The sequence below is a fragment of the Paenibacillus sp. MER TA 81-3 genome (genome assembly GCF_023713585.1).
Classification (GTDB): domain Bacteria; phylum Bacillota; class Bacilli; order Paenibacillales; family Paenibacillaceae; genus Paenibacillus_B; species Paenibacillus_B profundus.
The window spans coordinates 327,199-340,951 of the sequence record NZ_JAMAWB010000005.1 but is presented as its reverse complement, the minus strand read 5'-3'; the positions used below and the strand labels follow the sequence as shown (position 1 = coordinate 340,951).

At 46.3% G+C, this 13,753-nt stretch carries 12 protein-coding genes; all 12 read right to left on the bottom strand.

Annotation, left to right across the window (positions count from 1 at the left end; all coding sequences use genetic code 11):
* Positions 1–288: 288 nt before the first annotated feature.
* The 12 genes from M3650_RS09435 to rfbC all read right to left on the bottom strand — a co-directional run bounded on the left by M3650_RS09435 (position 289) and on the right by rfbC (position 13,750).
* Positions 289–747, bottom strand: coding sequence for a hypothetical protein (locus M3650_RS09435; protein ID WP_251574136.1), 459 nt, complete (start codon positions 745–747; stop codon positions 289–291).
* Positions 748–774: 27 nt separating this feature from the next.
* The gene (locus M3650_RS09430; protein ID WP_251574134.1) at positions 775–1,230 is read right to left on the bottom strand and encodes a chymotrypsin family serine protease; all 456 of its coding nucleotides are present in this window, start codon (positions 1,228–1,230) and stop codon (positions 775–777) included.
* Positions 1,231–1,994: 764 nt separating this feature from the next.
* Positions 1,995–4,019 (bottom strand): NAD-dependent DNA ligase LigA, encoded by a 2,025-nt coding sequence (ligA, locus tag M3650_RS09425; RefSeq protein WP_251574194.1) that lies wholly within the window; start codon positions 4,017–4,019, stop codon positions 1,995–1,997.
* Positions 4,020–4,116: 97 nt separating this feature from the next.
* Positions 4,117–6,513: a DNA helicase PcrA gene (gene pcrA / locus M3650_RS09420; protein WP_251574131.1), complete on the bottom strand. Its 2,397-nt coding sequence runs from the start codon at positions 6,511–6,513 to the stop codon at positions 4,117–4,119.
* A 200-nt stretch (positions 6,514–6,713) separates the two neighbouring features.
* Complete coding sequence (gene pcrB / locus M3650_RS09415; RefSeq protein WP_251574121.1) at positions 6,714–7,424, bottom strand: heptaprenylglyceryl phosphate synthase; 711 nt, start codon at positions 7,422–7,424, stop codon at positions 6,714–6,716.
* A 358-nt stretch (positions 7,425–7,782) separates the two neighbouring features.
* Positions 7,783–7,908, bottom strand: a complete 126-nt coding sequence (locus M3650_RS31885) for a hypothetical protein (RefSeq protein ID WP_285848380.1) — start codon at positions 7,906–7,908, stop codon at positions 7,783–7,785.
* Between the two features lie 84 nt (positions 7,909–7,992).
* Positions 7,993–9,399: an undecaprenyl-phosphate glucose phosphotransferase gene (locus M3650_RS09410; protein WP_019424805.1), complete on the bottom strand. Its 1,407-nt coding sequence runs from the start codon at positions 9,397–9,399 to the stop codon at positions 7,993–7,995.
* 73 nt (positions 9,400–9,472) lie between these two features.
* A complete protein-coding gene (locus M3650_RS09405; protein WP_251574118.1) occupies positions 9,473–10,372 on the bottom strand; it encodes a glycosyltransferase family 2 protein in 900 nt (299 codons plus the stop codon).
* Entirely contained in the window at positions 10,369–11,319 is a 951-nt protein-coding gene (locus tag M3650_RS09400) for a glycosyltransferase family 2 protein (protein WP_251574109.1), read from the bottom strand. The genes M3650_RS09405 and M3650_RS09400 overlap by 4 nt, the downstream gene beginning before the upstream one ends.
* A 12-nt stretch (positions 11,320–11,331) precedes the next feature.
* Positions 11,332–12,171: a dTDP-4-dehydrorhamnose reductase gene (gene rfbD / locus M3650_RS09395; RefSeq protein WP_251574107.1), complete on the bottom strand. Its 840-nt coding sequence runs from the start codon at positions 12,169–12,171 to the stop codon at positions 11,332–11,334.
* A gap of 2 nt (positions 12,172–12,173) precedes the next feature.
* Positions 12,174–13,190 (bottom strand): dTDP-glucose 4,6-dehydratase, encoded by a 1,017-nt coding sequence (rfbB, locus tag M3650_RS09390; protein WP_251574104.1) that lies wholly within the window; start codon positions 13,188–13,190, stop codon positions 12,174–12,176.
* Between the two features lie 11 nt (positions 13,191–13,201).
* The gene (gene rfbC, locus M3650_RS09385; protein ID WP_251574102.1) at positions 13,202–13,750 is read right to left on the bottom strand and encodes a dTDP-4-dehydrorhamnose 3,5-epimerase; all 549 of its coding nucleotides are present in this window, start codon (positions 13,748–13,750) and stop codon (positions 13,202–13,204) included.
* Positions 13,751–13,753 lie beyond the last annotated feature (3 nt).

The window sequence follows — 13,753 nt, the reverse complement described above, 5'->3', positions numbered from 1 at the left end:
TTTTATTATACGCAAATTGTATCATACATATTCTTACTGTTCAACATCATGTTGAGGAAACTCATCATACAGCAACCGCGCGTAAACCAGTTGGACCTCTGTCAATAGATTGGATACACTAAAACAGAGAGAACTACGTTTGAAACACAGCGCACATCTTCGCAACGCGGAGTTTGTAGCGATGATCGTGAATAAAGGAATAGATCAGCGGCTGTCTTTTGCTAAGCAGTGCATCGAGTGTCTTCCACAGGTTACAGTTCATTCACGGCCTTCTACAACTTTTTTTGACTATTCCCCTGCTAATATCAAGGTAATTGGAATACTATATTTTTTTGTATTTGCGTTAAACTTCGCTAATGCTGTAACCGTCTGTCTTCCTTTCTGTTTCCGACTCATAATAATCGGCTCATCAAAAGTGTATTCCTCATCCTTGACCAGCTTTTTTGAAATCCCCACATCATCAAAAAAATGTGCTGCAGAACGCTCATTACCATCTTCAGAAGTGGAGATCGATACGAGAGGTTTAGAGTGCTCTATTCGTATCTCTTCTTCACCGATATACTTCAACTTTGTTTGAATGGAAATCCGATTGTTGCTTATCGAAGTTGCTTCCAAGCTCACTTCAAATCCATCAAGTTTTTCTTTCACCGTTTTACTCTCTTTTGGTTCATCATTGGAGCATCCATAAATGAATAATGACAAAAATAAAATATTAAAAAATATAATGAAGTGATGTTTTTTTTCCACATCATTTACCCCTTTAATTTTAAAAAATTAATTGACAATAATCTGATTAATGTTCAAATCAGAAAAGATATACTGAACTTGAGAATAAATTCTTTCACTATGTCCATCTGAATAAGTTATATCACCTTTGAATAATCCATAAATTGTGCGTTCATGAGCCGAATCATCACTCTGTTGGTTAAATACAGGAGCCCCACTATCACCAGGCATACCAGAAAAAGTAGCACTTCTTATATTGGTAAATAGTACATCATTTTGCTTAAAACTTAAATTTCGGCTTACAATTTTACCACAGACATTTCCTGAGTTTCTGCCTGACATACAAACATTATCACCAATCACATCGTCAGATGCAAATTGGTATTTTGAAAATGCCAGATCAGATGATTTTCCATTAGATCCATAAAGCTTATATGAGGAATCTGATGAGTATATTTCAATTGCTCCTACATCTGAGTTTCCCCCGTAATTTCTTTTTGTCATATATCCAATTGTGTTCCCACCTTGTTTCCACTCCGATAGCATATCACCACAATGTCCTGCAGTTATATAGAAATGAACATCTTGTGTACTTGTCGGGCCCCAAAGCTTGGCGCTAAATGCTCCAGTACATGTCGCAACATAACCATTACTACATCACTATTGATAGCAAGTCCTCCAACTAATGGATGGGTTTTAGCATTCCTATTGTTATCTTCAACCTTAATGGAATCAACCTTCACTTCAATATTGGCTTACTTTAAAAATGAATGCAGGATATGATTACATCATATTCCTATTATTTCATATTCTAATTTATTAGATTATAATCGTAAAGATATACAGTTTAAAAATAAGGGTAATGGACTCTGTCAATAGATTGGATACATAAAACCGAGAGAATCACGCTGTAAACAAGAATATACGTTCGTACCACCTGCGTTCTCGTCTTGATTTTTCTAGATAGACGAGTTCCTTATTCAGCACGATATGAAAGAATTCAATGTAAGCGTTATCGTAGCGGTTCCCCTTACGGCTCATGCTATCGCTTAGCTCGTATTTCTTAAGATGACTCTGGTATTTCGAGCGCGGCAATGGCAAGCTCTTTGGTCATTCTCTCGTCCATGCGGAACGTACATCATGGAACTTTTTTAGTGGTCTAAAAAGCAGTCATGTTGACCAAACTCGTCATGAAGCAACCTTAGCCGAATATTACGAATAACCCCCTCATCCTGATGGAGAGGGGGTTATTGTGGTTTAGTGTTCGCTTATGCTTCAGAGCCGCTCGCGCCAAGCGCTTCATTCAACAGCCGCACGAGCTCGTTCTCGTCCGTAATGACGGGAATGCCCAATTGCTCGGCCTTGGCCAGCTTGCTGCCCGCCTTCTCCCCCGCGACGACAAGATCGGTCTTCTTCGATACGCTGCCTGTCACCTTCGCACCGCACGCTTCCAGCTTCTCTGTCGCTTCCTCGCGCGTCATCAGGTGCAGCGTTCCGGTCAGCACGACCGTTTTTCCATAGAAGAACGAATCTTCGCTTACCGGTGCAGGCTTCTCTACTGCTTGCGGCTCTACGCCAAGCTCAAGCATCCGGTCAATGCTCGCTCGGTTCACAGGATCGGCGAAGTAAGTTACGATGCTGTCAGCCACGATGTCACCCACATCCGGAATAGTGATTAGCTCCTCGGCTGAGGCTTGCATGACGCCCTCCAGCGTCCCGAAGTGATCGGCAAGCGCCCGCGTCGTCGACTTGCCCGTATTCGGAATGCCGAGCGCGAACAAGAAAGCCGCCAGGTCGCGCGTCTTGCTTTTATTCAGCGCCTCCAACAGGTTGTTCGCCTTCTTCTCTCCGAACCGATTGAGAACGACCAGTTGTTCGAAGGCGAGCGCGTACAGGTCAGAGGGTTCATGTACGTTCAGCTCATCATGCAGCTGCTCCGCAGTCATGACGCTGAACGTCTCGATGTCCATCGCATCACGCGAGGCAAAGTGCGCCAAACGGCTCACAATTTGCGGCTTGCAGTTCAGCTTGTTGTTGCAGAACAAATGCGCGCCGCGCATTTCAAGCGTGTATCCGCAAGCTGGGCACTCCGTCGGATACACAATTTCTTCGCCATCCTCTTCATCTGGCACGCGACCGAGAATTTCGGGAATGACATCATTCGAACGGCGGATGAAAACACGTGCGCCCAGTGCATGCTTCAGGTTCTTCCGCTCGATGTCGCCGACATTGTTCAAGGTGCAGTTCTGCACGGTCACCCCGGCCAGCTCAACCGCTTCTACACGCGCGACCGGCGTGATTTTACCCGTACGTCCGACTTCCCAATTGACCGACTCCAGCACGGTCGTCGTCTCTTCTGCCTCGAACTTGAAGGCAACGGCCCAGCGCGGGAATTTATCCGTGTAGCCGAGCACCTCGCGCGTGCGCATATCGGTAATCTTCACGACTGCCCCATCGATCAAATAATCCAAGGATGGGCGCTGCTCCTGCACGCGATGCAGTTCCTCGCGCACCTCTTCTATCGTATCGAAGTACGTAATGTACGGATTCACCTTGAATTGGTTCGACTTCAGAAATGCCATCATTTCTTGATGGGTGGTGAACGTTACGTCATCGGAGTAGCCAACATTATAGAAAAAAGCACTCAGCTTCCGCTGCGCCGTTACTTGCGGATTCAAGTTGCGGAGCGCTCCCGCCGCCGCATTGCGCGCATTTTTAAGCGGCTCGGCCGCTGTCTTATTATAGGCATCCAGCACAGACAGGTTCATAATGCCTTCGCCCTGCACTTCAATCGTGCCGTCCTTGTACGGAATCGTCAGCGGGACAGAGCGGATCGTCTTCACCTGCGGCAAAATCGCCTCGCCAACGACGCCGTTCCCGCGCGTCGACGCCTGGACCAACTGGCCATCCGTATAGGTCAGATTGACGGTCAATCCGTCATATTTCAACTCCACCACATAAGCGGGCGCAGGAAGAGGCTCTGCCTCTGGATTTTTCGTGTTGTAGTCTTGAATAAGGCGCAGGACCCGTTGATGCCACGCATACAGATCGTCTTCATTCTGCGCCTTGTCCAAGCTCCACAGCCGCGACAAGTGACGGTGCGGATCGAATCCCTTCAGGATCTCGCCTCCGACCCGACTCGTCGGTGAATCGGACAATACAACCCCCGTTTCTCGCTCCAACGCGACGAGCTCGTCATATAGCTTGTCATACTCTTTATCCGAGATGACAGGCTCGTCGAGCGTGTAATAATGATAATTGTAACGGTTCAGATCCGCCACGAGTTGTTCCATACGGGAATGTGCATTCGACACGGAGGGTGCCCCTTTCTTACTCATATCCACAAAGTCACTTCAAGGTCATCACCAGGATATTCTACCTGCTGTTCATTTATACTTTCGTAACCGGCGCAAATGCCGCCAGGAGACGCTTTACACCGACAGGCGCCGGGAAGGCAATCTGCAGCTCCGTATCGGTACCCGTCCCTTTGACGGAGACGATGACGCCGACGCCCCACTTGGCGTGGGACACTTTGTCGCCAGCTTGGATGCTGCCGTCTTGCGCTCCATCCTGCTTCGCCTTGTCGAGCGAAGTCGTGACAGTGACGCCACTGGCGGCCGGTGCCTTGCTTCCTGGAGTGGATGTGCGCCATCCGCCCGGCGCCTGGCTTGACGCGCCTGTGCCGGACGCTTGGTTCGCTCCTGCGCCTCCGGCGTAGCCGAGACCGCGCCCGCCATAGGAGGCGGAGGATGCATTGCGGCCGTAACGGTCGCCCCCGCCGTAGCGCGTGCCCGACGAAGATGCGTCTTCCATCAGTTCTTCCGGCACTTCCCTGAGGAAGCGTGACGGCGGGTTCGCATTCGTCCGGCCGAACAGTGTGCGCGTTCGTGCACACGTCAGGAAGAGCTGCTGCTCTGCGCGCGTAATGCCTACATATGCGAGACGGCGCTCTTCTTCCAGCTCCTCGTTGTCGCTGAAGGCGCGGCTGTGTGGGAAGACTCCCTCCTCCATACCGATGATGAAGACGACAGGGAATTCCAATCCTTTGGCGCTGTGCATCGTCATGAGGATGACCGCGTCTTCTTCCTCTTCGTCGGTATCATTCACCGAATCGATATCCGCAATAAGGGCCAGGTCGGTCAAGAACGACACGAGCGACTTGTCGTCATTGCGCTGCTCGAACTCCTGCGTTACCGACAGGAACTCCTCGATGTTCTCTAGCCGCGCCTTTGATTCCAGCGTGTTTTCCCGATGCAGCTCCAGCTTGTACTCTGACATTTCCAGCACTTTTTCCGTCAATTCCGTAACAGACAAATATTCGACCATATGATGCAAGCCATCGATCATCGCCCGGAATTCACGCAATGTGCCCTTAGTCTTCGGAGCGATGTCCAAGTCATCCATATTCGCTATGACTTCCATGACCGACGTGCCTCGTGCCGACGCCGCGTCGGACAGCTTGGCTAACGTCGTCGCCCCAATGCCCCGCTTCGGCACATTGATAATGCGCTCCAAGCTGATATCATCGTTCGGGTTAGATATTAACCGCAAGTATCCTAGCAAATCCTTAATCTCTTTGCGGTCGTAGAACTTGATGCCGCCGACGATCTGATATGGAATTTCGGACTTGATGAGAATTTCCTCTATTACCCGGGACTGGGCATTCGTTCGGTACAAAATCGCGTGATTGCTGTACGATGTGCCGGTCATCTTGTTCTTCTTAATTTCCGCCGTCACGAAATAGCCTTCATCATGTTCCGTATCCGCTTGATAGACTTTAATCTTATTTCCCTCGCCGGAGTCGGTCCACAACTTCTTCGGTTTACGGCCCGTATTCTGCTTAATGACTTCATTCGCCGCATTCAAAATATTCGCGGTAGACCGATAGTTCTGTTCGAGGAATATTGTGGTTGCCTTCGGGTAATCTTCCTCGAAGTTCAGAATGTTCGTAATGTCCGCCCCACGCCAGCGGTAGATGGACTGATCACTATCCCCCACCACGCAAATATTATGATGCTGATCTGCGAGCATGCGGCACAGCATGTACTGCGCACGGTTCGTATCCTGATACTCGTCAACGTGAATATATTTGAACTTCTTCTGATAAAAGTCGAGCACTTCCGGCACTTCCTTGAACAGATGGATTGTCGACATGATCAGATCGTCAAAGTCGAGCGAGTTGTTGCTCTTCAGCCGCTTCTGGTACAGCTTGTACACCTTCGCGACGATACCGTCGAAAAAATCGCCAATCTTCTGCTCTAGCCGTTCCGGGGAGACAAGCTCATTTTTCGCACTGCTGATGGCCGCTTGCACTGCCCGGGGTTCAAACTTTTTCGTATCAAAATTTAATTCCTTCATGCAGCCTCGAATGACAGACAACTGGTCCGCCGAATCGAGAATGGAGAAATTGGACGTATAACCGATTCGTTCGATATCTCGGCGCAGAATGCGCACACACATCGAGTGGAACGTAGATACCCAAATGTCCTGTCCTTCCGGACCGACTAGCTTCGCTACCCGATCCTGCATTTCACGGGATGCTTTGTTCGTAAATGTAATGGCCAGGATGCTCCATGGCGCAGCTTTGCGCGTAGCGATAAGGTAAGCGATACGGTGCGTCAGCACGCGCGTCTTCCCTGATCCCGCTCCCGCCATAATAAGCAGCGGCCCTTCTGTCGCCTCTACCGCGCGGCGCTGCTCTGGGTTAAGGCGCTTAATCGCATCCTGAATGTCAATACTTGCTCGTGAAGCTCCCGTCTGTGCACCTGATTCTAAAAATTCAAACATAAGTGCGCAATCTCCTTTCTGTTGGACAAGTAGAACAGGCATGATCAATCCGTGTCTAGGGATGTGCCGATTCTGCTAGATGAATCAGCAATAGATTTGTTCAATGAAAAATAACCTGACTGATTCATCGCTGATCCAAAAATAAATCTATCCTCTCGGCTGGTATGCCGATGTCTCATTCTTGTGTTCAATCATATTTCCTATTTTAATGGCGCTGCCTTCACGGCGTCTACCGTAGCTAAGGCCGCATCCAAATCTTCATATACTATGTTACCCACCACGACCGTATCTGCCGCTGCGGCTGCTGCTCGTGCTTGCTCCATCGTGCGGATACCGCCACCGTAGAACAGCTGAGCCTGACGAAGAGCACGCTTAACCTCGCTCACCCGCTCCATATCGCCATACATGCCGCTATATTCGACGTACACGATGGGGAGACGCATTAGCTTGTCCGCTACTTGCGCATACGCGATCGTATCCGCGGCAGATATACTCGCATCCGCTTCCGTAATCTTGGCCGCCGTCGCGTCAGGATTCAATATAATGTAGCCTTCTGGTATTAGCAAATCCCACGGAATCATGTAACCATACTGTTGTATCGCACGCTGATGCTGCCCGATTATCCAATTCGGATTCGGCGTATTCAGCACCATTGGAATAAGGTACGCGTCGAATCCAGGCACCACGGCATCCAGGTTGGACACCTCCAACACGACCGGCAGCTCATATCGCCGAATGCGCGCCAACAGATCCACCGTATTCCCAAACGTCACCCCACTCGACCCGCCGACTACGATTGCATCCGAGCCGGACATACATATCCTGTCCAGTGCTTCATCACCGATTTCTTTATCCGGGTCCAATTTGAACACGTGCCGCCACGAGTCTATAGGTATAACTGGCGTATTCAAGGTTGTGTTCCTCCAAGTCCGTCGCTCTTTTACGCATCATGCAGCACACATGCCACGTGCAGGATTACTGCATTCGCGAAAGCCGCATTCTGTTCAAAATTGCATGTCTCCGCCAAAGAGCGTTCGCTTCATTTATGCTCGTATATATAGTGTACCAAAGTTAAGTCTAAGGGTGCACGTAGGGGGTGTCAATGAAGAGAAGGATGAATATATAGGTTGCCTACTATAAAGAGAATGTATGTTCTTATTGTAATAAAAACGTGAAGAGTTGTCACGGTGAAAATGATGGAGAAGCGCATTGTGTTTGCGATTTGAAATACACAATGCAGAAGGATGCAATGACCGCATAGATTGAAGATTAGAGTACACGGACGACAATGACGGCAATAGCAATCCACATGGCTGAACCGAGTATTAGCGCGATAACCCAACCGCGTCCTACTTCCGTGTGGTCTGTTTCCATATCTTTTTCATGTTGGCCCATAAAACAACAACTCCCCAAAGCGTGATGGTATTCACAGTTTGGGGAGAAAAAAGTTTAATTTATACCTTTTTCGTACAAGTATTTTTAGTAGGCATTTTTATTAATAAATCCGTTCATAATTGTCTTCCAAATAATTTTAATATCAAATAATAAAGACCAGTTTTCAATATAGAATATATCGTAACGAATCCGTTCCTCAATTGAAGTGTCTCCGCGTAAGCCGTTGCTCTGAGCCCAGCCAGTAATGCCCGGGCGGACATGGTGCTTCACCATATATTTCGGAATTTCCTCTTTGAATTGCTCCACAAAATACGGACGCTCCGGTCTTGGACCAACTACGCTCATATGTCCGAAAAGCACATTGAAGAACTGAGGAAGTTCATCCAAGCTGGTCTTTCGCAAGAAAGAGCCAAACTTCGTACGACGCGGATCATTTTCCGTTGTCCACACCGTGTCTGATGTATTCTGCTTACTCACCTTCATTGAACGGAACTTGTACATCATAAAGTGACGCCGGTTCAATCCAACCCGCTCCTGCCTAAATATGATTGGACCCGGGGAGGTTAACTTTAGCCCTATCGTAATAACAAGCATAACTGGCAGCGTTATGATGATGGCCACTAATGAAAACGCAATATCAAAGGCTCGCTTGAGCACTCTGTTTCGCAGTACATCGAGCGGAATGTCACGCACGTTAATCATTGGCATACCCGCAAAGTTATCAAAGTATGGTCGTGAAGGCAGATAGTCGAAGAAGTCCGGAATGATGAGTGTGCGCACTCCCGCTTTTTCACATGTCTCGATAATGTCTGGGAATTTATGATGTGCGTCTAACGGGAGAGCAACAATGACTTCGTCGATCAACTTGTCATTCAGTACTCGCTCTAATTCATTCAAAGTTCCTAAAATTGGTTCATACCGTTTCTCTTCAATGAAATCCCACTCTGCCCGATCATCTAAAAACCCGATAACCTCATAACCCATTTCCGGGTAATTCCGCAAATTTTCATAAAACCGTTTCCCTAGTGTGCCTGCTCCTAGAATAATGATAAATTGCTTGTTATACCCTTTATGACGTAAGGAGCGCAACATAATCTTGACAGTGTATCGATAGACGATAGTTCCCATTGTTGCAGTCCCTACGAAGACCGCCAGGAATTCACGGGATATATGGATTTGTTTGAAAAAGAACAACAAACTAAGCAACACGAACAAGCTAATCGCATGCGTTTGAATGATGCGAACAAGCTGATCCGAGAACCGCTTTTTCCGATGGAAATGATATAGCGAAGACATGGTGCCAACAACAATAACGGTTGCCGCGTATACCACTCCCCAACCCATATAAGTCCTATAAGACAATGAGCCATCGTTATCCAACCAGCCACTATCGAATTTTACCCACCAAGCCAATCCGAATGCGATCGCGATGACGAGAATATCGAAAATCATATATATTTTCGACAAAAACTTCTGATTTTTGCGAATCATGTATAAGAACCTCATTTTACCGTATTTGATTAAGACCATTATACTAGAGATTCATACTGTAAGGGAATGGTTGTTATTTATTTGTTTGCGGTCTCCGAAAAATGGCCAAGCCTTTCGCTATCGCGTTCAATGTCAAAGCTGCAGCCAACTTTGCACCCATACCGGCATACATTAGCGCGTTCACCCAAAACGGATATTGCTGTTTGAAATGTTTATTGTAAAGGACATATATCGCTCTATGAAATTCATACGTGATTTTAAAAGGTTTATTCCGGCTGCTTGCCCGCTTATAGTGAACAATTTTGCTCTTTGGATAGTAATAGTTGACCCAGCCTGCCTGCTTTATGCGGTAACACCAGTCAACATCTTCCCCATACATAAAAAAGTCTTCATCCAGCATCCCGACCTGCTCTATCGCCTCACGTCTCACCATCATGAATGCTCCAATTAGACAATCAATCGGATAAGCCTCATCAGGGTCTAAATCTTCACGGTGGTACGCATTGATTCGCGGATTTTTGGGGAACATTTTCGATAATCGAGACACATAGAAGAAGGTTGCAGATGGTGTTGGAAATCCGCGTCGGCAGGCTTTGTCTAGAGATCCGTCAGGAAGGACGACCTTACACCCTGAAGCGCCCACCTCAAGATGTTCATCCATGAAGCGTATCATGATATCGAGCGTATCCGGTTGAATAACCGTATCGGAGTTGAGCAGTAGAACATAACGCCCCTGCGCAACACGCATGCCTTGGTTGTTGGCTTTGGAAAAGCCCAGGTTGTGTTCATTGGCGATAAGCTTTACTTGAGGGTATTGCTCTCCAATGACTTGTACTGAATCGTCGCGTGAGGCGTTGTCGATTAAGATGACATCAAAATGGTAGTCCGTTACCGATCGAAAAACCGACTTCAGACAGTTCAAGGTTAACTGCTTCGTATTATAATTAACGATGATAATGGATATGTCCTTCATTTGATTATGTCTCCTCGAATCATCATAAGACGGAGTAGAAGATTGTCCAACGTAGACTGGCGGTATAGAGATGTTGATAGAGCATATTTCGTTCGTTTCAAAAATCCTCTATCAGGAAGCAGAAACTCGTGCAGTTCTGCTCTTAACTTTGCAGGGAGATGTTCTCCCCAGCATCGTTCGAATTCCTTAGCTTGATTCCAGTAGATTTTACTTTCACAATGCTTTTGATAATTTCTCCATTTTTGTACCCACATATCAACGATCCCGCTTTGCCCGCCAACGACATTATTTTGATGTTGTCGGTAATAAATGCTCTCTTCCTTATCGTATACCACTTTACCAAATGCAGAGACTACCAAATACACCCACCAATCATGCATGACAATATTCTTAGGATGAGGGGGCTTAACCTTTATCAGATCAATAGCTGGACGATTAATCATAATCGTAGCTCCAACTGCCACATTTTCGACAAGCGCATTAAAGAAAGATGTCCGCCGATGCGGTGAAGGGGGCCAAGAGTTAATTGGCTGCAACGTTTCATTCACCATTAGTGTAGGAGTAAAATACATTACAGGCTCATCCCCTGAAAACTGATTTAAGTAACGTATTCCTCTCTCTAACTTATGTGGCTTCCACACATCATCCTGATCACAGAAGCATACATAATCCGTATCATCATGAACATAGTTCGTCAAAAGCTCAAAAAAACTCGCAATGACACCAATATTCTTTTTATAAAAGACTTTAAATTCACTTGGATATTTAAATACAAATTCATTAATAATTGTCGATGTACTGTCTGAGGAACCGTCATCCCGAATCGTAATGCAGCGATGAGAATGGGTTTGCTCCATCAGACTATTAAGCTGTTCGGCCAAATATTTTTCCCCGTTAAAGGTCGACATAACAATTTGGACTTTATCCCGACGAGCTCCCACTCTCATTCACATCCAGTTCTATCGATGATTGATATAATCTTGCAACGCCTCTCGCCAATGTCGAATTGGTGTTAAACCATTTGTTCGAATAGCCATTGGCTCCATAACCGAATACCGGGGACGCGGCGCTGGACGCGGAAATTGTTCTGTCGTGCAAGGTTCAACCTTGACAGGCATTTTTGCCTCTTCAAAAATGGCTTGGGCAAATTCATACCACGAGCATATTCCGGTATTAGAGGCGTGATAAATACCATACTTTTCAGTCGCTACAAGCTCCTCTAAAAATAATGACAAATCACAGGTGTAAGTTGGCGATCCCCATTGATCATTTACCACCTGCAATGATTCTCGTTCTCTGCCTAATTTCAACATCGTCTTCACGAAGTTGTTACCTGAAACTCCGTACACCCAGGACGTTCTTACAATAAACCAACGAGAACATAAGGATTGTACCAATTGTTCTCCTGCCCGCTTCGATTTCCCGTACACGGTCAATGGATTCGTATTGTCATACTCATAATAGGGACTAGAGGACGTGCCGTCAAACACATAGTCCGTACTAATGTAGCATATTTTGGCCTTCACACGTTCTGCCGCAACGGCGATGTTTCTTGTTCCAATGGCATTAACTAAATAGGCATTATCTTGATCCGCTTCTGCATTGTCCACCGCTGTATAGGCTGCACAGTGGATAACTGCATCGGGTTGTATTTCACCAATTACATTGTTGCACATGATCTCGTCCGTAATGTCTAATTGTGCTCTACCCAGTCCAACTACATGATGTCCTTTTTCAGAAAAGAGGTGGACTACGTCCGCCCCTAATTGCCCATTAGCGCCTGTTACGAGTATGTTCATTCTTACTCCCCCAGCCGTTTCCCATATTGTTGTTCATAATAAGCTTGGTATGCTCCAGACTGAATTCTCTCCCACCATGTCCGGTTATTCAAGTACCAGCTAATTGTTTCTTCAATCCCCGTTTCAAAAGTATGCTTAGGCTTCCAGCCGAGTTCGGCCGTAATCTTAGTCGCGTCAATTCCATAGCGACGATCATGTCCGAGTCGGTCTTCAACATATTTGATTAATGATTCTGGCTTGCCAAGCTGCTCTAGAATCGTTCTAACAATGTGGATGTTCGTCCGCTCATTATTACCGCCTACATTATAAATTTCACCATTGCTGCCTTTATGAATAACCAAATCGATTGCACTGCAATGATCCTCAACGTACAACCAGTCACGAATGTTAAGTCCATCCCCATAAATCGGAAGCTGCATATCATTCAAAGCATTGGCAATCATTAATGGGATGAGCTTCTCAGGAAACTGATAAGGTCCATAGTTATTAGAACAACGCGTTATATTTACTGGTAGCCCAAACGTCTCATGATACGCCCGTACCAGCAAATCTCCCCCTGCCTTACTAGCCGAATACGGGCTATTAGGCGTTAGCGGAGTCGTTTCAGAGAATAAACCCGTTTCTCCTAGAGTGCCGTAAACCTCGTCTGTAGATACCTGGACGAACTTCGTCACTCCGTGTTTTTTAGCTGCATCCAGGAGCACTTGAGTTCCCAATACGTTGGTTTTCACGAAAATCTCAGGTTCTAGAATGCTTCGATCCACATGAGATTCTGCTGCAAAGTTAACAACTACGTCGACACCTTCGCTAAACAGTTGCTCCATCGCTTGAACGTCTGCAATATCTGCTCTAACAAAACGATAGTTTGGGTTGTCTTGAATATCAGTCAAGTTTTCAAGATTACCAGCGTAAGTTAATGCATCTATGTTAATGATTTTATAGTCAGGATATTTGTTAAGCATGTAAATGATAAAGTTACTTCCGATGAATCCTGCTCCACCAGTAATGAGTAATTTCACTAGACTATCTCCTATTCAAAATTTATTTCCGCTTCTTTGAGGATAGGATGTACCTTGTCCTTATCAGACAATATAGGCTTTGATGTCGGCCAGTCAATACCCAAGGCTGGGTCATTCCACAGAATCCCTCGATCATGCTCAGGTGAATAATATTCATCAACTTTATATAATACTTGCGTGTTGGGGACTAGCGTGCAGAAGCCATGTGCAAACCCCTTAGGCACCAAAAGCTGACGGTGGTTATGCTCACTTAAAATTACTCCAACCCATTGTCCAAATGTTGGTGAGTTCTTGCGAATATCAACTATCACATCATATATCGCCCCAGAAATGACTCTGATTAACTTAGTCTGCGCCTTGGGATTAAGCTGATAATGCAATCCTCTTACTACGCCTGCTTCAGCAGATAGGGATTGATTGTCTTGAGTGAAATTGAATGAAATCCCTTGTTCCTTCAACTTCTGTTCATTATAGCTTTCCATAAAAAAGCCCCGGTGATCCCCATGGATCACCGGTTCAATAATGTGTGCACCTGATAGAGAAAGACATTCTACTCTCATGTG